Genomic DNA, 20495 nt, shown 5'->3' with positions numbered 1-20495 from the left:
GGCCGGCTGCCGGTCGCTCGTCTTACGCGGGGTCACCGCGCCATTCTGCCGTCCCCTACGCGCCCGCGGCGCTCTTGAGGTCGGCGGCGCGGTCCGTGTTCTCCCAGGTCAGCTCGGGCAGGTCGCGGCCGAAGTGGCCGTATGCCGCGGTCTGCCGGTAGATCGGCCGCAGCAGGTCGAGGTCGCGGATGATCGCGGCGGGCCGCAGGTCGAAGACCTCGTTGATGGCCTTCTCGATCCGGTCGACCGGCACGTTTTCGGTGCCGAACGTCTCGACGAACAGGCTCACCGGCTGGGCCTTGCCGATCGCGTAGGCGACCTGGGTCTCGACCCGCTCGGCGAGGCCGGCGGCGACGACGTTCTTGGCGACCCAGCGCATCGCGTACGCCGCGGAACGGTCCACCTTGGACGGGTCCTTGCCGGAGAAGGCGCCACCACCGTGACGCGCGTAGCCACCGTAGGTGTCCACAATGATCTTCCGGCCGGTCAGACCCGCGTCGCCCATCGGGCCACCGATCTCGAAACGACCGGTCGGGTTGACCAGGAGGCGGTAGCCCTCGGTGTCCAGGCCCAGCCCTTCCAGCTCGGGGGAGATCACGTGCTCGCGGACGTCCGGGGTCAGCAGCGACTCCAGGGAGATGTCGGCGGCGTGCTGGCTGGAGACGACAACCGTGTCGAGACGGACCGGGCGCAAACCTTCGTACTCCACCGTCACCTGCGTCTTGCCGTCCGGACGCAGGTAGGGAATCGTGCCGTCCTTGCGTGCCGCGGACAGGCGGCGGGCCAGGCGGTGGGCCAGCGCGATCGGCAGCGGCATCAGCTCGGGGGTCTCCGAGCAGGCGAAGCCGAACATCATGCCCTGGTCGCCGGCGCCCTGCGCGTCCAGCGCGCTCTCCGAGCCCTCCGCCCGCAACTCGAACGCGTTGTCGACGCCCTGCGCGATGTCCGGCGACTGCGAACCGATCGAGACGCTCACGCCACAGGACCCGCCGTCGAAGCCCTTCTTCGACGAGTCGTACCCGATCCCCAGGATCGTCTCCCGCACGATCGCCGGGATGTCCGCGTAGGCCTTGGTGGTGACCTCACCGGCCACATGCACCTGGCCGGTCGTGATCAGCGTCTCCACCGCGACCCGGCTGCGCGGATCCTGGGCGAGCAGCGCGTCGAGAATCCCGTCGCTGATCTGGTCAGCGATCTTGTCGGGGTGACCCTCCGTGACCGACTCGGAGGTGAACAGGCGGCGTGCCACGGTGCTCCTCACGTTTGTGTCTTCGTTGTTCAACGTCAGTAGGTTTCGCGTCAGCATGTTTTGCGTCAGCATGTTTCGCGGCAGTGTAGCCATCGCCGCTTGAGCTTCGAGCCAGGACGGTCCCGGCCATCAGCCTGACTATCCCTTATGACAGGGCGGTTAAGTGGGGCAGGACGAGATCCAGGACCGCGTCTGCCACCTCGTCCTTGGGGCGTTCGGCCAGCTCAGTCGCTGAGCCGTCGGCACCGAAAACCACCGCCGTATTCGAATCCGCGCCGAACACCTTGTCGACGCCGACCCGGTTGAGCACGATCAGGTCGGCGCGCTTGCGGGCCAGCTTCGCCCGGGCGTTGTCGACCGCGTCGTCGCCCTCGCCCGTCTCTGCCGCGAACGCGACGAGCACCTGGCCGGGGCGCTTTCGCTCGCCCAGCTCGGCCGCGATGTCGGGGTTGGTGACCAGCTCGATCACCGGCGCCCCACCGCCGTCGGCCTTTTTGATCTTCGAGGCGGAATATGCCGCCGGGCGGAAGTCGGCGGGCGCGGCGGCCATCACCACCACGTCGGCGCTCGCCGCCGCGTCGACGGTCGCCTTCCGCAGCTCCTCGGTGGTGCCGACCCGCACGATGTCGACGCCCGCCGGGTCGGGCAGGGCCACGTTGGCGCTGACGAGCGTGACCCGGGCGCCCCGGGCGGCGGCGGCGCGGGCGAACGCGTATCCCTGCTTGCCGGAGGAACGGTTGCCCAGGAAGCGGACCGGGTCGAGCGGCTCGCGCGTGCCCCCGGCGGTCACCACCACGTGGCGGCCGGCGAGGTCGGCGGCGTCGTGGCCGGTGCCGCGGGCCAGCACGCGCCGGGCGATCGCGAAGATCTCGGCGGGGTCGGGCAGCCGCCCCTTGCCGGTGTCGGCGCCGGTGAGCCGCCCCACGGCCGGCTCGATCACGATCGCGCCGCGGTCGCGGAGTGTGGCCACGTTGGCGGCGGTGGCGGCGTGCTCCCACATCTCGGTGTGCATCGCCGGCGCGTACACCACCGGGCATCGCGCGGTGAGCAGTGTGTTGGTCAGCAGGTCGTCAGCGAGCCCGTGCGCGGCCTTCGCGAGGAGGTCGGCGGTGGCGGGCGCGACGACCACGAGGTCGGCGCTCTGGCCGATCCGCACGTGTGGCACCTCGTGCACCTGGGACCACACGTCGTCGGCGACCGGCTGACCCGACAGGGCGGACCAGGTCGGGGCACCGACGAAGCGCAGGGCCGAGGCGGTCGGGACGACGCGGACCGAGTGGCCGGACTCGGTGAGGAGCCGCAGCAGCTCGCAGGCCTTGTAGGCGGCGATGCCGCCGCCTACTCCCAGGACGACCGCGGCCACCGGCTACGGGTTGTCGGTGGGCTCGGCCGTCAGCAGGCCGGCGTTGATCTCGCGCATCGCGATGGAGAGCGGCTTTTCCTGGGGCGTGGTCTCCACCAGCGGTCCGACGTACTCCAGCAGGCCCTCTCCGAGCTGACTGTAGTAGGCGTTGACCTGGCGGGCGCGCTTGGCGGCGAAGATGACCAGCGCGTACTTCGACGAGGTCTTCTCCAGCAGCTCGTCGATCGGCGGGTTGGTGATGCCTTCAGGATTGGCGACGGAGCCCACGTGGATCCTTACTGGTCGCTAGCTGTTTGACCCCGGCCGTGCCGGGGCGAGAAATGATGAACCGAGCAAGCTTACCAGCTCGTCAGCGGCACGCTCGACGTAGTCGTTGACCACGGTCACGTCGAACTCCCGCTCGGCGGCCAGCTCCTCGTCGGCGTGGGCGAGGCGGCGGCGGATGGTCTCCTCGTCGTCCGTCCCCCGGCCGATGAGGCGCCGCTTGAGCTCCTCGACGCTCGGCGGGGCGAGGAACACCAGCTGCGCCTCGGGCATCGCGGCCCGCACCTGGCGCGCCCCCTGAAGGTCGATCTTGAGGAGGACGGGCTCGCCGGAGCGGAGCTTCTCCTCGACCGGACCGCGGGGCGTGCCGTACAGGTTTCCGGCGAACTCGGCCCACTCCAACAACTGGCCGCTGGCGATCATCTGCTCGAACTCGGCCCGGTCGGCGAAGAAGTAATGCACTCCGTCGACTTCGTAATCACGCATCTTGCGGGTCGTGACCGACACGGACAGCCACACCCACGGCGAGCGCGCCCGGATCAGCTCGATCACGCTGTCCTTCCCGACTCCGGAGGGGCCGGACAGGACGGTGAGGCGAGCCGCCGGGCGCGCGTCGTCTTCCATGCTCACTGCTTGTTTCTACACGGTGCGGCCGATCAGTTTGAAGCGAACTCCCCAAGCAGCGCCTTACGCTGCTGCTCGCCGAGTCCGCGGAGGCGCCGGCTGTCGGCAATCTTGAGCTTCTCCATGATCTGGGTCGCTCGAATCTTGCCGATACCCGGGAGCGCCTGAAGCACGGCCGAGACCTTGAGTTTGCCTACGACGTCGTCGGACTCGGCACGTTCGAGCACGGCGGCGAGGGTGGTCTTGCCCTGCTTGAGCTGCTCCTTCAGCTCAGCGCGGGCCTTGCGGATCTCCGCAGCCTTCTCCAGCGCAGCAGCGCGCTGTTCGGGGCTCAGTGACGGGAGCGGCACCAGTTCTCCTCAGGTCCCTATCGCGGCGGCGAAACCACCGCCGCATCTGTGAAACATGGTGTGGCCCGGAACCAAAGGGGCATGTGATTCCCGGCGCCGGGAAAACTAGCGGGCAGCGACGTTTTCGGCAACGTCGGCGCGCCATGATCACGCAATCGTGACGGTGGCATCACCCTGCGGCGCGGGCCAGCACTGCCCGGCACTCGGCCTGCGCACGCTCCACCGCCGCACGCAGGGCCGCGGTGTCCGGACCGCGTTTGAGCACCTCCCGAGAGTACGACGGGAGCACTGCCGAAACGTTCCCGGAAAAGACCTGGCGTAGATCATCCGGCGTACCGCCCTGCGCGCCGAGACCCGGCGCGAGCATGGGTCCGCCCACGCCGGACAGGTCGTGACCTGTCACGCCTACGGTCGCCCCGACCACCAATCCGAAGCTCCCCAGCGGCTCCGCACCCCTGTTGAGCTGGGAAATCTCGTCGATGACGGACTGCGCGACGGTCCGGCCGTCCGCTGCGACCGCGTGTTGCACGTACGGCCCTTCCGGGTTGGACGTCAGCGCGAGCACGAAGACGCCGCCGCCGTGCGCCGCCGCCGTCTCGAACATCGGGGCGAGCGAACCCACTCCGAGGTACGGACTCGCGGTGATCGCATCGACATACAGAGGACTGGATGGATCCAGGTACGCGTCGGCGTACGCGCGGACGGTGGAACCGATATCTCCGCGCTTCACGTCCAGCAGAACCAGAACACCGCCATCTTTAAACTGTCGGATAGTTGACTCAAGGGTGGCGATTCCTCGCGATCCATGCCTCTCGAAGAACGCGGACTGCGGCTTGACGATCGCCACCTGGTCGCCGACCGCCTCCACGACCCTCTCGCAGAAGGTCGCGAGCCCGTCCGGGTCGTCCGGAAGGCCCCACTCGGCCAGCAGCGAGGGGTGCGGGTCCACGCCCACGCAGAGCGGCCCCCGCTCCCCGATCGCCCGGTGCAGCCGCGCCCCGAAGGTCTCCATCAGCTCGTACCTCCCGCTCGTGCTTTTGATCTTGATTGGCCACCCCCGACGGGCGGCTCGGATCGGTCAGGCCGCGCGCGCGGCGGCGGCGATCGCCCGTGTGATCCGCGCGACATCGAGGTCGTCCGCCACGTACGGCGGCATCGTGTAGATCAGGTCGCGGAACGGGCGCAGCCACACCCCCGCCGCCACCGCCGCGGCCGTCGCCGCCGCCATCTCCACCGGCCGGTCCAGCTGGACCACGCCGATGGCACCGAGGACCCGCACGTCCAGCACGCCCGGAGCCCTCTCCAGAGGCGCGAGGCCGGCTCGGAGCGCGCTCTCGATCCTGGAGACCTCCCCCGCCCAGTCACCGTCGCGCAGGAGGCCGATGGAGGCGTTGGCGACGGCGCAGGCGAGGGGGTTGCCCATGAACGTCGGCCCGTGCGCCAGCACCGGCACCGCGCCCCGGGAGATCCCGGCGGCCACCTCCGCCGTGCAAAGCGCCGCGGCCAGGCTCAGGTATCCCCCGGTCAGCGCCTTGCCCACGCACATGATGTCCGGGGTCACGCCGGCGTGGTCGGCTGCGAAGAACGCACCGGTACGCCCGAAGCCGGTCGCGATCTCGTCCAGGATCAGCAGGACGTCGTACTCCCGGGTCAGGTCGCGCAGCGCCCGCACGTACGCCGGGCTGTGGAAGCGCATCCCGCCGGCCCCCTGCACCACCGGCTCGACGATCACCGCCGCGAGGCTGCCGGCGTGCGCCTCCAGCTCCGCCTTGAGCACCTGGAGGTACCCCTCGTCGGGCGGCGCGTCGAAGCCGTCCGGCGGCGCGGGCGCGAAGACCTGGCGGGGCAGCACGTCGGTCCAGAGCTGGTGCATGCCGCCGACCGGGTCGCACACGCTCATCGGATGGAACGTGTCGCCGTGATAGCCGCCGCGCCAGGTGGCGAGCCGGTGCTTGTGCGGGCGGCCGCGCGAGCGCTGGTACTGCAACGCCATCTTCACCGCCACCTCGACGCTCACCGAGCCCGAGTCGCAGAGGAAGACGTGCTCCAGCCCGTCCGGCGTGATGTCGACGAGCGTGCGGGCGAGCGCCACCGCCGGCTCGTGCGTCAGCCCGCCGAACATCACGTGGCTCATCCGCCCGAGCTGCCCGACCACGGCCGCGTCCAGCACCGGATGGCGGTACCCGTGGATCGCCGCCCACCACGACGACATCCCGTCGACCAGCTCCCGCCCGTCCGCCAGGCGCAGCCGCACACCGTCGGCGCTCTCCACGACGTACGGCTCGGCGGTGCCCGGCATCGGCCCGTACGGATGCCACACATGCGCTCGATCGAGCGCCACGATCTCGTCCGGCCTCACCTCGACGCCCTCCCCACTGGCCGCCATCCACTCATGCTCCGCCGGTACGCGCGGCCCGCGTACATGAACGAGGAACGGCCGCCGCCGGGATGAGGGCGACGGCCGGGGGTCACGGGCGGGCCTTGAGGGGGTGGTCCGGTGCGGCGCTGGAGGTCCGGGCCGCACGGGCGATGGCACGCACCAGGGCCGGGCCGCGGTAGATGAAGCCCGTGTAGAGCTGGACCAGGCTGGCGCCGGCGTCGAACAGCCGCGTGGCGTCGTCGGGGTCGACGATGCCGCCCACGCCGATGATCGGGAGGGCGCCGCCTGTCTCCCGGTATACGAATGCGACCACCTCGCGGGCCCGCGCGGTCAGCGGGCGCCCGGACAGACCGCCCGCCTCGGACTCGGCCAGCGCGGCCTCCGGCTCCGCCACGCCGGCGCGGGAGAGGGTCGTGTTGGTGGCGATCAGGCCGGCCGCGCCCCGGGCGGCGCAGACCTCGAGCACCTCGCCGATCGCACTCTCGGTGAGGTCGGGGGCGATCTTGACGAGTACCGGCGGGCCACCGGTCAGCGCCTCCAGGATCGCGTCCAGGTGGGCCCGGTCCTGGAGCGCGCGCAGGCCGGGCGTGTTGGGCGAGGAGACGTTGACCGCGATGTACGAGGCGTGGTCACGCAGCAGGTCGTACGAGGCGCGGTAGTCCTCCACCGCCTGCTCCAGCGGGGTCGCCTTCGACTTGCCCAGCGAGATGCCCAGCGGCACCGGCAGCGGGCCCAGCTCGGCCAGGCGGGAGGCGAGTGCCGCCGCGCCCTCGTTGTTGAAGCCCATCCGGTTGACGATCGCCTCGCTCTGTCGGAGGCGGAAGAGCCGGGGGCGGGGGTTGCCCGGCTGCCCGTACGCGGTGACCGTCCCGGCCTCGACGAAGCCGAAGCCGAGCGCGGGCCACGCGGGCAGCGCCACGCCGTTCTTGTCCATGCCCGCGGCGAGCCCCACCGGGTTGGGGAAGTCGACGCCGAAGACGCGCACCGGGGCGGCGACCGCGTACCGGCGGCGCAGGCCCGCCAGCGCGAGCGGCGAGAGGCGGGAAAGGCGGCGCAGCGTCCACTCGTGCGCCGCCTCCGCGTCACCGCCGCCGATCCGGAACAGCGCCGACCGGGCCAGCGCGTAACTCACTGTGTCTCCTGGTTCGCTCGCTCGTGCGGCGCCAAAGGCGACGTCTTCCTCCGCCGCCCCGAAACCCCGACTCCGTCGGCGGGGCAACTCCGTCCAGACGCCGCCGCGCCAACTCGCTCGCTCACGGTGTCTCCTGGTTCGCTCGCTCGTGCGGCGCCAAAGGCGACGTCTTCCTCCGCCGCCCCGAAACCCCGACTCCGTCGGCGGGGCGACTCCGTCCAGACGCCGCCGCGCCAACTCGCTCGCTCACGAGCCGCCTCGCAGGGCCGAGTGCAGCTCCTGGAGCGGGCGTACCGACATGTCGCCCCGGATCAGCGCCTCGATGCCCATCACCGCGGCGGTCACTCCCGGCACCGTCGTGATGCAGGGAATGTCGGCGGTGACGGCGGCGCTGCGGATCTCGTACCCGTCGGATCTCGCACTGGCTCCTGAGCCCTGAGGCGTGTTGATGACCAGGGCGACCTCGCCCGCGGCGATGAGCGAGACGGCGTCCGTGAGCCCCGGCTGGTCGCCGCGTCGCGCGCCCGCGACGCGGCGACCGGCCTCAGAAGGATCGGAACCGGCCGACTCGTAGTGCTTGGGCACGACCGATACCGCGATGCCGTACCGGCGCAGCACCTCGCCCGTGCCGGCCGTCGCCACGATCTCGAAGCCCAGGTCGGCCAGGCGCTTGACCGGGAAGACCATCGCCCGCTTGTCCCGGTTCGCCACGGTGACCAGGATGCGGCCGGCGGTGGGGAGCGAGCCGTACGCGCCGGCCTGCGACTTCGCGAACGCCTGCCCGAAGCCCACGTCGATCCCCATCACCTCGCCGGTCGACTTCATCTCCGGGCCGAGCAGGTTGTCGACGCCCTTGCCGGCCGGCGTGCGGAACCGCTTGAACGGCAGCACCGCCTCCTTCACCGCGATCGGCGCGCCGTCGGGCGGAGCACCGCCGTCGCCGGTGGCCGGCAACATGCCCTCGGCGCGCAGGTCCGCGATGGTGGCGCCGAGCATGATGCGGCTCGCCGCCTTGGCCAGCGGCACCGCCGTGGCCTTGGAGACGAAGGGCACCGTCCGCGACGCGCGGGGGTTGGCCTCGAGTACGTAGAGCGCGTCGTCCTTGAGCGCGTACTGCACGTTGAGCAGCCCGCGCACGCCCACGCCCCGGGCGATCTCCTCGGTGTACCGGCGCACCTGCGCGATGTGCGAGCCGGCGAGCGTGATCGGCGGCAGCGCGCACGACGAGTCGCCGGAGTGGATGCCGGCCTCCTCGATGTGCTCCATCACCCCGCCTATGAAGACCTCATACGTCCCGCTCGCAGCGTCATAGGAGCAGAGCGCGTCGACGTCGATCTCGATGGCGTCGTCGAGGAAGCGGTCGACCAGCACGGGGTGGTCCGGCGAGATCTCGGTGGCCCGCCCGATGTAGTCGCGGAGCGTCGCCTCGTCGTACACGATCTCCATGCCCCGGCCGCCCAGCACGTAGGAGGGGCGGACCAACACCGGGTACCCGATCTCGGTGGCGATCGCGCGGGCCTCCTCGAACGAGGTGGCCGTGCCGTGCGCGGGCGCCCGGAGCCCGGCCCGGGTCAGGAGCGCGCCGAAGGCGCCGCGGTCCTCCGCGAGGTGGATCGACTCGGGGGTGGTGCCGACGATCGGTACGCCGGCGTCCTTGAGCCGCTGCGCGAGCCCGAGCGGGGTCTGGCCGCCGAGCTGGACGACCACGCCGACCACGCCCGGACCGCCCGCCGCCGTGCCGGAGGAGTGCTCGGCGTGCCACACCTCCAGCACGTCCTCGAAGGTGAGCGGCTCGAAGTAGAGGCGGTCGGCGGTGTCGTAGTCGGTGGAGACGGTCTCCGGATTGCAGTTGACCATGACCGTCTCGTAGCCGGCGTCCCGCAGTGCCATCACCGCGTGCACGCACGAGTAGTCGAACTCGATGCCCTGCCCGATCCGGTTGGGCCCGGAGCCGAGGATCAGCACCTTGGGCCGGTCGGAGGGGGCGACCTCGGTCTCCTCGTCGTACGCGGAGTAGTGGTACGGCGTCTTCGCGGCGAACTCGGCCGCGCACGTGTCCACCGTCTTGTACACCGGGCGCAGCCCGAGCCGGTGGCGGAGCGTACGGATGCCGTCCTCCCCCGCGAACTCCGGGCGCAGCGCGGCGAGCTGCCGGTCGGAGAGCCCCGCCCGCTTCGCCCGGCGCAGCAGCGCCTCGTCGAGTACGGGCGCCGCGACGATCTGCGCGCGAAGCTCGACGAGCGAGGCGATCTGGTCCAGGAACCAGGGGTCCATCCCGCCGGTCGCCTCGGCCACCTGGTCGACGGTCGCGCCGAGCCGCAGCGCCCGCTCGACGGTGTAGAGCCGGCCGTCGTGCGGGGTACGCAGCGCGTCCAGCGTGGCTTCCAGAGAAGAGGAAGGGTCGGGCGCCGTCCAGAAGCCGGCCGCCGTGGACTCCAGCGAGCGCATCGCCTTGTTGAGCGCCTCGGTGAAGTTGCGCCCCAGCGACATCGCCTCGCCCACCGACTTCATCGTGGTGGTCAGCTCGGGGTCGGCGCCGGGGAACTTCTCGAACGCGAACCGGGGGATCTTCACCACCACGTAGTCGAGTGTCGGCTCGAACGCGGCCGGCGTCTCGGCGGTGATGTCGTTGGGGATCTCGTCCAATGTGTACCCGATGGCCAGCTTCGCGGCGATCTTCGCGATCGGGAAGCCGGTGGCCTTGGAGGCGAGCGCGGACGAGCGGGAGACCCGCGGGTTCATCTCGATCACGACCAGGCGGCCGGTCGTGGGGTGCACCGCGAACTGGATGTTGCAGCCCCCGGTGTCCACGCCGACCTCGCGCAGCACCGCGATGCCCAGGTCGCGCAGCTTCTGGTACTCCTGGTCGGTGAGCGTCATCGCCGGCGCCACGGTGACGCTGTCGCCGGTGTGCACGCCCATCGGGTCGACGTTCTCGATCGAGCAGACGACGACCACGTTGTCGTTGCGGTCGCGCATCAGCTCCAGCTCGTACTCCTTCCAGCCGAGCACGCTCTCCTCGATGAGCACCTCGTGCACCGGGGAGGCGGTGAGGCCGGCGCCGGCGATCCGCTCCAGGTCGTCAGGCGTGTGCGCCATGCCCGAGCCGAGCCCGCCCATCGTGAACGACGGCCGGATGACCACCGGCAGGCCGAGCTCGGCGACGGTCTGGTGGACCTCGTCCATCGAGCGGCACACCCGGCTGCGCGGCGTCTCGCCACCGGCCTTGGCCACGATCTCCTTGAAGAGCTGGCGGTCCTCGCCGCGCCGGATCGCGTCGATGCGGGCGCCGATCAGCTCGACGCCGTACTTGTCGAGCACGCCCGACTCATGCAGCGCGACCGCCGTGTTGAGCGCGGTCTGGCCGCCGAGCGTGGGCAGCAGCGCGTCCGGCTTCTCCCGGGCGATGACCAGCTCGACGAACTCCGGCGTGATCGGCTCGACGTACGTGGCGTCGGCGAACTCCGGGTCGGTCATGATGGTCGCCGGGTTGGAGTTGACCAGGCTGACCCGCAGCCCCTCGGCGCGCAGCACGCGGCACGCCTGCGTACCGGAGTAGTCGAACTCGCACGCCTGCCCGATCACGATCGGCCCCGAGCCGATCACGAGCACGTGCTGGATGTCGGTCCGCTTAGGCACGGTCCACCAACTCCACGAATCGATCGAAGAGGTAGTCCGCGTCGTGTGGACCCGCGGCCGCCTCGGGATGGTACTGGACGGTGAACGCGGGCACGTCCAGCGCCCGCAGCCCTTCGACCACGTTGTCGTTGAGGCACACGTGGGAGACCTCGACCCTCCCGAACTCGGTGTCGACCGTGGTCTCGCGTGGTGCGTCGACGGCGAAACCGTGGTTGTGCGAGGTCACCTCGACCTTGCCGGTGGTGCGGTCGAGCACCGGCTGGTTGATGCCGCGGTGGCCGTACCGCAGCTTGTAGGTGCCGAAGCCGAGCGCCCGCCCGAGGATCTGGCTGCCGAAGCAGATGCCGAAGAGGGGCACGCGCCGCCGCATCACCTCGCGGGCCAACTCCACCGGACGATCGGCGGTCGCCGGGTCGCCCGGACCGGGCGAGAAGAAGACCGCGTCCGCGCCGAGCCCGAGCACGTCGTCAACCGTGGACGACGCCGGCAGCACGTGCGTCGTGACGCCGCGGGCGGCCAGCCGCCGCGGCACGTTGCGCTTGATGCCCAGGTCCAGCGCGGCCACCGTGTACCGGTGCTCGCCCTCGGCCTTCACGGTGTACGCCTCGGGCGTGGTCACCTCGGCGGAGAGGTCGGCGCCCACCATCTCGGGCGAGGCGAGCACGCGCTCGCGCAGCGCGGCCGGGTCGGTCTCCACACTGGACACACCGACCCGCATCGCGCCCCGCTCGCGCAGGTGCCGGGTGAGCGCGCGCGTGTCGATGCCGCTGATGCCCACCACGCCCTCGGCGGCGAGCCGCTCCTCCAGCCCGCCGGTGGCGCGCCAGTTTGAGCCGACCCGGGCCGGGTCGCGCACCACGTACCCGGCGACCCAGATCCGCCCCGACTCGTCGTCCTCGCCGTTGACGCCGGTGTTGCCGATGTGCGGGGCGGTCTGCACGACGACCTGGCGGTGGTACGACGGGTCGGTCAGCGTCTCCTGGTATCCGGTCATGCCGGTGTTGAAGACCGCCTCGCCGAAGGTCTCCCCCTCCGCGCCGTACGCCTCGCCGTGGAACGTGCGCCCGTCTTCGAGCACCAGGATCGCGGCCTTGCGGGTCATTGCCTACCTCCGATCCGGACTGCGGGACTCGCGGGTGTGGGTCCGCGATGGCGCCCAGGCCGTCGAAGCTCGTTCCTCGCTCGGATCACTTCACAGCCTTTCCGTCGAGTACCGTCGCCTCGCCGCGCAGGAACGTCGCCACGACCCGGCCGGGGAGCGTCATGCCCGCGTACGGCGTGTTGCGGCTGCGGCTGGCCGAGTCGGACGGGTCGACCACGCGGCGGGCGGCCGGGTCGACGAGCGTGAGCGTGGCCGGCGCCCCCGGGGCGGGGTCGTGGCCGTGCTCGGCCAGCCCGGCGATGCGGGCCGGCGCGCGGGACATCCGCTCGGCGATCAGGTCCCAGTCGTCGCTGTACCCGCTGGCGCTCGCTCCGCTCGCGCGCGGCCCCGGATGCCGGCGCCGTCCCGCCTCGTCGCTGCGCTCCTCGGCCGGGACGTTACCGGCCCCGAGGCCGAGGACGTCGAGCACGATCGAGAGCGCCGTCTCCAGCCCGAGCATGCCCGGCCGGGCGTACGCCCACTCGCACTCCTTGTCCTCCACCGCGTGCGGCGCGTGGTCGGTGGCGACGATGTCGATCACACCCTCGCGCAGCGCCTTCCGGAGCGCCTCGACGTCGGCGGCGGTACGCAGCGGCGGGTTCACCTTGAAGACCGGGTCGTAGCTGGTCGCCCGCTCGTCGGTGAGCAGCAGGTGGTGCGGGGTCACCTCGGCGGTCACCTTCACTCCCCGCGCCTTCGCGTGGCGCAGCACGTCGACGCTGCCCGCGGTGGAGACGTGGCAGACGTGCAGGCGGCTGCCGACGTGCTCGGCGAGCAGCACGTCCCGCGCGATGATCGCCTCCTCGGCGACCGCCGGCCAGCCGGTGAGCCCCAGCCGCGTGGCCACCTCGCCCTCGTGCATCTGCGCGCCCTCGGTCAGCCGGGGCTCCTCGGCGTGCTGGGCGATCACGCCGTCGAACGCCTTCACGTACTCCAGCGCCCGCCGCATCAGCCGGGGGTCGGCGACGCAGTGGCCGTCGTCGGAGAAGACCCGCACCTGCGCCGCGGAGGTGGCCATCGCGCCCAGCTCGGCCAGCCGCTCGCCGGCCAGCCCGACGGTGACCGCGCCGATCGGCTGTACGTCGACCAGCCCCGCCTCGCGCCCCAGCCGGTAGACCTGCTCCACCACGCCCGCGGTGTCGGCGACCGGCGAGGTGTTGGCCATCGCGCACACCGCCGTGTACCCGCCGAGGGCCGCCGCCCGCGAGCCGGTCTCCACCGTCTCGGCGTCCTCGCGCCCCGGTTCCCTCAGGTGTGTGTGCAGGTCGACCAGACCGGGGAGCGCGACCAGGCCGTCCGCGTCGATGACGTGGGCGTCCTTGGCGCTGCCCTCGGCGATCACGCCGTCCCGGATCAGCAGGTCGGTCTTTCCCCGGCCCAGGACCGAAACGCCTTTGATCAGATATTGACTGCGGGGTGCGTTCACGACTTGCCTCCGAGCAGCAGGTAGAGGACGGCCATCCGCACGGAGACCCCGTTGGCGACCTGTTCGACGATGGTGGATCGGGCCGAGTCGGCCACCTCGGGCGCGATCTCCATGCCCCGGTTCATCGGGCCGGGGTGCATGACGATCGCGTGGTCGGGCAGCCGGCGCATGCGCGGCCCGTCCAGCCCGTAGCGGCGGGCGTACTCGCGGGCGCTCGGGAAGTAGGAGGCCGCCATCCGCTCCCGCTGGACCCGCAGCATCATCACCACGTCGGCGTCGGGCAGGACGGCGTCCAGGTCGTACGAGACCTCGGTGCGCAGGTCGGTCGGGATCAGCGTGGGCGGGCCGACCAGCGTGACCTTGGCGCCGAGCGTGGCGAGCAGGTGCACGTTGGAGCGGGCGACCCGGCTGTGCAGCACGTCGCCCACGACCGCGACGCTCAGACCCGCGAGGCGGCCGAGGCGGGCGCGCATCGTGTACGCGTCGAGCAGCGCCTGCGTCGGATGCTCGTGCGTACCGTCGCCGGCGTTCACCACCGAGCCGTCGACCCAGGTCGCGAGCCGGTGCGGCGCGCCCGAGGCGGGGTGGCGGATCACCACCGCGTCGGCGCCCATCGCCTGGAGGGTGAGCGCGGTGTCCTTGAGGCTCTCCCCCTTGGAGACGCTCGAACCCTTGACGGAGAAGTTGATGACGTCGGCGGAGAGTCGCTTGGCGGCCGCCTCGAACGAGATACGCGTGCGCGTCGAGTCTTCGTAGAAGAGGTTGACGACCGTACGCCCGCGCAGCGTCGGCAGCTTCTTCACCTCACGGCCGGCGAGCGTGGCCATCTCGGCCGCCGTGTCGAGGACCAGCGTCGCGGTGGCCGCGTCCAGGTCCGCCGCGGAGAGCAGGTGCTTCATGTGCCTACCTTTCGTTCGCGACTGCGGGGCTCGCGGGCGGGCCTAACGTCGCGCGCTCCGGGCCGTCGAAGCTCACTCCTCGCGCTCACAGCGCCTACCTTTCGTTCGCGACTGCGGGGCTCGCGGGCGGGCCTAACGTCGCGCGCTCCGGGCCGTCGAAGCTCACTCCTCACGCTCACAGCGCCTACCTTTCGTTCGCGACTGCGGGGCTCGGTCGCTAGCGCTCCCTCACTCCTCGCGCTCACAGGGCGGTACCCCCGTAGAGCTTGACCTCGTCAGCGCCGTCGATTTCGTCGAGCGTGACCTTGACGCTCTCGCTGAGCGCCGTGGGGATGTTCTTACCGACGTAGTCGGCGCGGATCGGCAGCTCGCGGTGGCCGCGGTCGACGAGGACCGCGAGCTGCACCGAGCGGGGGCGGCCGATGTCGCTGAGCGCGTCGAGCGCGGCCCGGACCGTGCGGCCGGAGAAGAGCACGTCGTCGACGAGGACCACGCGCCGACCGTCCACACCGGATGGTGGCACCTCGGTGGGCCCGATCGCGCGGGTCGCCTGGCTTCGGAGATCGTCGCGGTAGAGCGTGATGTCCAACACACCAACGGGTACGTCGATGCCCTCGAAGGTGTGAATGCGGTCGGCGAGCCGGCGGGCCAGCGGCACGCCCCGCGTCGGAATGCCGAAGAGAACGGTGTCCGCCGCCCCCTGGGTCTTCTCCAGGATCTGGTGGGCGATGCGGTCGACGATCCGCTTCACGTCGTCGGCACTGAGGATGGACTTCGCGAGGGCAGCCTGCGGTAACGCCACTGGCGGTCACTCCTTCCCCGCCTCACGGGACGGGTCTTAAAGGGTGTCGATATCCAGCGCGACCCGCGGCGTGCGGGCCGGCCGGTGGCCGCACGCAACGTTACCAGTGGACCTTGCAAGGACCTTGAAGGCAGTACTGACCTGCGATTCAGAACCAGCGAAAAAGCGGACAAGCTTACCTCAAGCGGACGGAGGGGCGTTCAGAGGCACTTGACGCTGTGTCTCAATCCCCGTACCGTCACGCTCCGTAGCGAATAGCTGGGGAGAGAACCCCGGGCAGAGCACTGGGAGTGTCGGAATGCCCTCTGAGTACGCCAAGTCCTTGGGCGCCCGCCTGCGCTCCATCCGCCAGCAGCAGGGCCTGTCCCTGCAGGGGGTGGAGGAGAAGTCGAACGGGCGCTGGAAGGCCGTCGTGGTCGGCTCGTACGAGCGCGGCGACCGCGCGGTCACCGTGTCCCGCCTCGCCGAGCTGGCGGACTTCTACCGCGTGCCCGTCTCGGAGCTGCTGCCCGACGGCAGTGGCGTTCGACACGAGCCCACCAACAAGATCGTGCTCGACCTGGAGCGGCTGTACGACGAGGTGTCCGAGGAACTCGCCTACGTCGCCCGGTACGCACGCGCGATCCAGCAGCAGCGCGGCGACTACAACGGCCGCGTACTCTCCATCCGCGCCGACGACCTGCGGGCGCTGGCGATCGTGTACGACATCTCGCCCTCCGGCCTCATCGAGCGCCTGACCGAGGCGGGCGTGCTGGTCGCCGACCCGAGGGCGTTCTTCGCGTCCTGACCCGGCTGCCAGGGCTTCGGCGCTCGGCACGCGCGGACCGGTCTTCGGCCGGAGCGGCGCGTACGGCGGCCGAAGCCTCGTGGCTCGGGTCGGCCCGGTCGGCGGCGCCTCCCTCCCCGGCGCCGCGCCGACCGAGACAAGGCACGTGGTCCACTCCCGGACCACGTGCCTTTCCGTTGTCCGCGGTCGCCATACGCCGAGTGACCGGGCAGGGAACACGGCGAGTGAGGCTAGCGCTCCAGGCTCCAGCCGGACGGGGAGCCGTCGCTCATCGAGCCGTCGTCGAAGCGCGTGGCCGCCGGCGCGGGCCAGGCGCCGTCGGGGAAGGCCACGTGGTCGGCGAGCTGGTGGCGGATCGTGGTGATGGCGTCGCTGACCCACTCGACCAGGCCGGCGAGGGCCGCCGCGCCGCCGCCCACCGCTGCGCAGGCGGTGGCCACGCTCGTCGTCGCCAGGACGATGGCAGCGGGCGCGCCCACGCCGCTGGCGGTGGCGACCGCCGCGCCGATGAGCTGGATCAGCGCCGAGCAGAGGGCCGCCGCCACCGCCGCCCACAGGCCGCAGATGCCGATCGCCAGGCGGGCCAGCGCGGTGTCGACGTCGGTGCCGATCGCCTGGAGCCCGGTCAGCGCCGAACGCTGCCGCGCGGCGGCATCCAGATAGGCGTCGGCGGCCCGCCCCTCCCACTCGTAGCCGGCGGCGAGGTGGTCGGGATCGATCTTGCCGATGTGGTCGCTCAGCGGGGCGGCGAAGTCGGTGGCCCAGCGGCGACCGGTGTCCCACACGCGCACCGGGTCGCCAGCCGGGGCGATGAGGCGGCCGACCAGGTCGAGCAGGCCGCGCACCAGCACCATGAACTCGTCGAGCAGCTGGATCAGATGGCCGGTCAGGAACGGCGGCAGCAGGCGCGCGGCCCGCAGCGCGTCGCTCACCAGGCGGTCGGCGGTCTCGCGGACCCGCTCGACCAGCCGGCGCACGCGCTCGATCAGGTCGTCGAAGCCGGCGGCCGTCAGCGGCAGCGAGAGCGGGAGCGGCACCGCGGCGGGCGGCAGCATGGGCGGCGGTGGCAGCGGGACGGGCGGGGGCAGCGGCACCGTCACGGCTACCACACCCCGCGCAGGCGGTGGACGGCATCGCGCTCGTCGCGCTCGTATCCCTCGGCGGCCGCGGTCAGCGCGTCGGCCACCTCGGCGAAGCGCAGCATGCCCTGCGCGGCCAGCACCTGGGCGTGGTGGCGGAGCGCGGAGTAGGTCTCCGGGAGCCCGACGACGCCGCTGAGCGCGCACATGTCGTTGACCGAGAGGTCGAGCTGATCGACCACAGTGGACGCTCGGGCGAGCGTGCCGGCCCACTCGCGCCACTGCGCCGCGTCGGAACGCAGCGCCGCGAGCGCGACCCTGATCTCCTCGTCGGTAGGCGGCACGCGCAGACGCTACAAACCGCGCCCCGCCCCGGCAACCCCGCAACCGCCGATCAAGGACCAACCGCCTTTCGGCGACGCCTCAACGGGCGGATCCGAGCTACCGCGATGCCCGCCGTGGCCCAGACCGCCGCTCCCGCGGCCTCGCCCTCCGCGTCCACACGACCCTGCCCCGGCGCGGGTCCGCCGAGGGCGAACAGCGGCGCCGTCGAGCGGCGAGGAGGCTTGAAGCGCCGCTGACAGACCCGACCTGCCGCCCGGCACGGTCCGACCCGGGCGTGGGCACGCGGACGGTGAGGCTGCGGGAGCGACGGCCACGAGCACGACGGGCATCGCGGCAGCTCCCCTCTTCCAGACCGGAAGCGAACCGCAACGGAAGGCGCGAACCTCGACCGCGAAAGATCTCTAGTGCGTCGTGAACTCGGCGATCCGCCCCAGCATCCCGTTGAGGAAGCGGGGCGAATCGTCCGTCGACATCTGCCGGGCCAGCTCGACCGCCTCGGTGATGGCGACCGCGTCGTCGATCTCGTCGACGTAGAGCAGCTCGTAGACGGCGATGCGGGCCAGGTTGCGGTCGACCACCGGCATGCGGTCGAGCGTCCACCCCTCGGCGTAGCTGGCGATCAGCTCGTCGATCCGGTCGCTGTGTGCGGCCACGCCCTCGACCAGCCCGATCGCGTATCCGAGGTGCTCCGGGCGGGGCAGCTCGAGGCGCCGCACGTACGCCCTCAGCACCTCGTCGACCGGCATCTCCCGCAGGTCGGCCTCGAAGAGCACATCGAGTGCCCGCTTGCGTGCCTTGCGGCGGGCGGGCATCTGCGACTTCGGCGCCTCAGCCATCGCGGAGACCAGAACGGAACCGAAGGACCCGGCGCATCACGCCCGGCCGAGGTAGCGGCCGTCGCGGGTGTCGACCTTGATCTTCTCGCCGGTGGTGATGAAGAGCGGCACCTGCACGGTCGCGCCGGTCTCGACGGTCGCCGGCTTGTTGCCGCCGGTCGAGCGGTCGCCCTGGAGGCCCGGCTCGGTGTACGTCACCTCGAGCACCACGCTGGTCGGCAGCTCGATGTAGAGCGGCACGCCCTCGTGCGTCGCCACCGTCGCCTCGGCCTCGGGCAGCAGGTAGTTGGCCGCCTCGCCCACGGTGCCGCCGGCCACGTGGATCTGGTCGTAGGTGTCCAGATCCATGAAGACGTAGTCTTCGCCGTCGGCGTAGAGGTACTGCATCGTGCGCTTGTCGACCGTCGCGGTGTCGACCTTCGTGCCCGCGTTGAACGTCTTGTCGACCACCTTGCCGGAGAGCACGTTCTTCAGCGTGGTGCGCACGAACGCGCCGCCCTTGCCGGGCTTGACGTGCTGGAACTCAACGACGGACCACAGCTCGCCGTCGAGGTTGAGCACCAGTCCGTTCTTCAGGTCGTTCGTGGTGGCCATGTCCTGCCTTGATCTTCATCGACTGATTGACCCACCAAGTCTACTGGTACACGCTCACCACGGCGGACTCGCGCCCACCGGCTCCGCGGGAAGCGGCGGACCCGCGCCCACCGGCCCTACGGGAAGCGGCGGTCGCCCGCCTGTCACGAAGACGTCAACCGATGTCTGCGTACCCGACACCCTTCGCTGACAGCCTGCACCGGTGTTGACCAACTGCCGCGTGTTGGGTCTGGAGGGCTCGGCACTCCTCGCGGCGGGTGGCCTGGCCGCCGGCGCACTGCCGGCGCAGGACCCGTTCGGGCTGGCGATCCTGCGGCGCCATCCGGGGTGGGGCGTCGTGGTCGCGTACGCCGGCCTGGTCCTGCTGATCGCGGCCTGGTGGCGCCTCGGCCACCTGGTGCGCGACGCGGACCGCGCCGGGCCGACGCCCCGCCAGCTCATGGTCACGCTCGCGCTCTGGTCCGCCCCGCTGCTGCTCGCTCCCCCGCTGTTCAGCCGCGACGTGTACAGCTACCTCGCGCAGGGCGCGATGGTGGGGGCCGGTCTCGACGTCTACGAGCACGGCCCGGCCTACTACGGCGGCCCGGTCGCGGCCGAGGTGCCCGCGGTCTGGCAGCACACGCCCACGCCGTACGGGCCGCTCTTCCTGCTCGTCGCCACCGGCGTGGCGGCGGCCGCGGGCGCGCACCTGGCGGCCGGCGTGTTGGGCATGCGGCTCGTGGCGGTGCTCGGCGTCGTACTGCTCACCGCCGCGCTCCCCGGCCTCGCCCGCCGCTGCGGTGTCGACCCGGCCGCGGCGCTGTGGCTGGGCGCGCTCAACCCGCTGGTCCTCGCCCACCTCGTGGCCGGCGCGCACAACGACGCGATCATGGTGGGCCTGCTGGTGGCCGGCCTCGCCGCCGCGGTCGCCCGCCGCCCGGCCGTGGGGGCCGCGCTGGTCGCGCTCGCCGCGCTGGTCAAGGCCCCGGCGGCGGTCGCGCTCCTCTTCGTCGCCTCGATTTGGGCGGAGCAGGCCACCGGGCGCTGGCGCCGGGTCCGCACCACGATCTCCGCGGCCGCCGTCGCGGCGGCCACCACCGTCGTGGTCACCGCTGTCGCCGGCACCGGGTACGGATGGGTAGGCGCCCTGGACACGCCGGTCTCGACGGAGAACCTGTCGCCCACGACCGTGCTCGGTCGGCTCACCGGCGCGCTGCTGGGGACCGCGCACGCCGTACCCCTGTGGCGGTGGATCGGGCTCGCCGCGGCCGTGGCGGTGGCGGCGGTGCTCTGGCTGCGCCGCACGCGCCTCGACCCGGTGTACGCGGTGGGGCTGGGCCTCGGCGCGATCGTCCTCTTCGGACCGGCGCTGCGCCCCTGGTACCTGCTCTGGGCCCTGGTCCCCTTCGCGGCCGCGGCGCCGGACGGCCACGTGCGGCGCGTGGCGGCGGTGGCCTGCGCGGCGCTGGCGGTGGTGGTGCTGCCGAGCGGCTTCGCGCCCGGCGCCGAGCAGGTGGCCCAGGCGATCTTCGGGTGCGCGATCGCGGCCGGCCTGGTCGCCGCGCTGCTCACCCCGCCCCGCGTCCCGGTGGTAGCGCGGTGAGGT

The 20495-nt window shown here is 71.9% G+C and carries 19 protein-coding genes; 2 read left to right on the top strand and 17 right to left on the bottom strand.

Annotated features, from left to right (window positions below; all coding sequences use genetic code 11):
* Positions 1-55: 55 nt before the first annotated feature.
* The 13 genes from metK to pyrR all read right to left on the bottom strand — a co-directional run bounded on the left by metK (position 56) and on the right by pyrR (position 15269).
* Positions 56-1249, bottom strand: a complete 1194-nt coding sequence (gene metK, locus ACFFIA_RS12795; protein WP_377250192.1) for a methionine adenosyltransferase — start codon at positions 1247-1249, stop codon at positions 56-58.
* Positions 1250-1394: 145 nt separating this feature from the next.
* The gene (coaBC, locus tag ACFFIA_RS12790) at positions 1395-2612 is read right to left on the bottom strand and encodes a bifunctional phosphopantothenoylcysteine decarboxylase/phosphopantothenate--cysteine ligase CoaBC (RefSeq protein WP_377250190.1); all 1218 of its coding nucleotides are present in this window, start codon (positions 2610-2612) and stop codon (positions 1395-1397) included.
* Positions 2613-2615: 3 nt separating this feature from the next.
* On the bottom strand, positions 2616-2879 hold the full coding sequence (gene rpoZ, locus ACFFIA_RS12785) for a DNA-directed RNA polymerase subunit omega (protein ID WP_173075204.1): 264 nt from the start codon (positions 2877-2879) through the stop codon (positions 2616-2618).
* An 18-nt stretch (positions 2880-2897) separates the two neighbouring features.
* Positions 2898-3506, bottom strand: coding sequence for a guanylate kinase (gene gmk / locus ACFFIA_RS12780; protein ID WP_446686965.1), 609 nt, complete (start codon positions 3504-3506; stop codon positions 2898-2900).
* Between the two features lie 26 nt (positions 3507-3532).
* The gene (gene mihF / locus ACFFIA_RS12775) at positions 3533-3850 is read right to left on the bottom strand and encodes an integration host factor, actinobacterial type (RefSeq protein ID WP_173033615.1); all 318 of its coding nucleotides are present in this window, start codon (positions 3848-3850) and stop codon (positions 3533-3535) included.
* 169 nt (positions 3851-4019) lie between these two features.
* Positions 4020-4862, bottom strand: a complete 843-nt coding sequence (pyrF, locus tag ACFFIA_RS12770; RefSeq protein WP_377250185.1) for an orotidine-5'-phosphate decarboxylase — start codon at positions 4860-4862, stop codon at positions 4020-4022.
* Positions 4863-4928: 66 nt separating this feature from the next.
* Positions 4929-6209, bottom strand: coding sequence for an adenosylmethionine--8-amino-7-oxononanoate transaminase (locus ACFFIA_RS12765; RefSeq protein ID WP_377250300.1), 1281 nt, complete (start codon positions 6207-6209; stop codon positions 4929-4931).
* A 109-nt stretch (positions 6210-6318) separates the two neighbouring features.
* Positions 6319-7362: a quinone-dependent dihydroorotate dehydrogenase gene (locus ACFFIA_RS12760; protein WP_377250182.1), complete on the bottom strand. Its 1044-nt coding sequence runs from the start codon at positions 7360-7362 to the stop codon at positions 6319-6321.
* Positions 7363-7608: 246 nt separating this feature from the next.
* Positions 7609-11001 carry a carbamoyl-phosphate synthase large subunit gene (gene carB / locus ACFFIA_RS12755; RefSeq protein ID WP_377250179.1) on the bottom strand — a complete coding sequence of 1131 codons (3393 nt, stop codon included), beginning with the start codon at positions 10999-11001 and terminating at the stop codon, positions 7609-7611.
* Positions 10994-12103, bottom strand: coding sequence for a glutamine-hydrolyzing carbamoyl-phosphate synthase small subunit (gene carA / locus ACFFIA_RS12750; RefSeq protein ID WP_377250177.1), 1110 nt, complete (start codon positions 12101-12103; stop codon positions 10994-10996). The genes carB and carA overlap by 8 nt, the downstream gene beginning before the upstream one ends.
* Positions 12104-12188: 85 nt before the next feature.
* A complete protein-coding gene (locus tag ACFFIA_RS12745) occupies positions 12189-13568 on the bottom strand; it encodes a dihydroorotase (RefSeq protein ID WP_377250175.1) in 1380 nt (459 codons plus the stop codon).
* On the bottom strand, positions 13565-14467 hold the full coding sequence (locus ACFFIA_RS12740; protein ID WP_377250172.1) for an aspartate carbamoyltransferase catalytic subunit: 903 nt from the start codon (positions 14465-14467) through the stop codon (positions 13565-13567). The genes ACFFIA_RS12745 and ACFFIA_RS12740 overlap by 4 nt, the downstream gene beginning before the upstream one ends.
* 241 nt (positions 14468-14708) lie before the next feature.
* Complete coding sequence (gene pyrR / locus ACFFIA_RS12735) at positions 14709-15269, bottom strand: bifunctional pyr operon transcriptional regulator/uracil phosphoribosyltransferase PyrR (RefSeq protein WP_377250170.1); 561 nt, start codon at positions 15267-15269, stop codon at positions 14709-14711.
* A gap of 298 nt (positions 15270-15567) precedes the next feature.
* On the opposite strand from pyrR, the gene bldD reads away from it, so the two are divergent.
* Complete coding sequence (gene bldD, locus ACFFIA_RS12730) at positions 15568-16056, top strand: transcriptional regulator BldD (RefSeq protein WP_173075226.1); 489 nt, start codon at positions 15568-15570, stop codon at positions 16054-16056.
* A gap of 230 nt (positions 16057-16286) precedes the next feature.
* Here bldD and ACFFIA_RS12725 read toward each other — a convergent pair whose 3' ends face one another.
* The 4 genes from ACFFIA_RS12725 to efp form a co-directional block, all read right to left on the bottom strand.
* Positions 16287-17156 (bottom strand): hypothetical protein, encoded by an 870-nt coding sequence (locus ACFFIA_RS12725; RefSeq protein WP_377250168.1) that lies wholly within the window; start codon positions 17154-17156, stop codon positions 16287-16289.
* Positions 17157-17158: 2 nt separating this feature from the next.
* A complete protein-coding gene (locus tag ACFFIA_RS12720; RefSeq protein ID WP_377250166.1) occupies positions 17159-17479 on the bottom strand; it encodes a hypothetical protein in 321 nt (106 codons plus the stop codon).
* A gap of 402 nt (positions 17480-17881) precedes the next feature.
* Complete coding sequence (nusB, locus tag ACFFIA_RS12715) at positions 17882-18292, bottom strand: transcription antitermination factor NusB (protein ID WP_377250298.1); 411 nt, start codon at positions 18290-18292, stop codon at positions 17882-17884.
* A 60-nt stretch (positions 18293-18352) separates the two neighbouring features.
* Positions 18353-18910: an elongation factor P gene (gene efp, locus ACFFIA_RS12710; protein WP_377250163.1), complete on the bottom strand. Its 558-nt coding sequence runs from the start codon at positions 18908-18910 to the stop codon at positions 18353-18355.
* Between the two features lie 202 nt (positions 18911-19112).
* Here efp and mptB point away from each other — a divergent pair, with 202 nt between their 5' ends.
* Positions 19113-20492, top strand: a complete 1380-nt coding sequence (gene mptB / locus ACFFIA_RS12705; protein ID WP_377250161.1) for a polyprenol phosphomannose-dependent alpha 1,6 mannosyltransferase MptB — start codon at positions 19113-19115, stop codon at positions 20490-20492.
* Positions 20493-20495 lie beyond the last annotated feature (3 nt).

It is taken from the genome of Phytohabitans kaempferiae (genome assembly GCF_042433955.1).
Lineage (GTDB): Bacteria > Actinomycetota > Actinomycetes > Mycobacteriales > Micromonosporaceae > Phytohabitans > Phytohabitans kaempferiae.
Note: the sequence above shows the minus strand (reverse complement) of the source record. Positions and strands in the feature narration are given on the sequence as shown.

Excerpts from the sequence above, each read along its gene's own strand:
- ACFFIA_RS12740 (WP_377250172.1), bottom strand. The coding sequence starts at position 14,467 with ATGAAGCACCTGCTCTCCGCGGCGGACCTGGACGCGGCCACCGCGACG.
- carA (WP_377250177.1), bottom strand. The coding sequence starts at position 12,103 with ATGACCCGCAAGGCCGCGATCCTGGTGCTCGAAGACGGGCGCACGTTC.
- pyrF (WP_377250185.1), bottom strand. The coding sequence starts at position 4,862 with ATGGAGACCTTCGGGGCGCGGCTGCACCGGGCGATCGGGGAGCGGGGG.
- nusB (WP_377250298.1), bottom strand. The coding sequence starts at position 18,292 with ATGCCCGCCCGCCGCAAGGCACGCAAGCGGGCACTCGATGTGCTCTTC.
- efp (WP_377250163.1), bottom strand. The coding sequence starts at position 18,910 with ATGGCCACCACGAACGACCTGAAGAACGGACTGGTGCTCAACCTCGAC.
- bldD (WP_173075226.1), top strand. The coding sequence starts at position 15,568 with ATGCCCTCTGAGTACGCCAAGTCCTTGGGCGCCCGCCTGCGCTCCATC.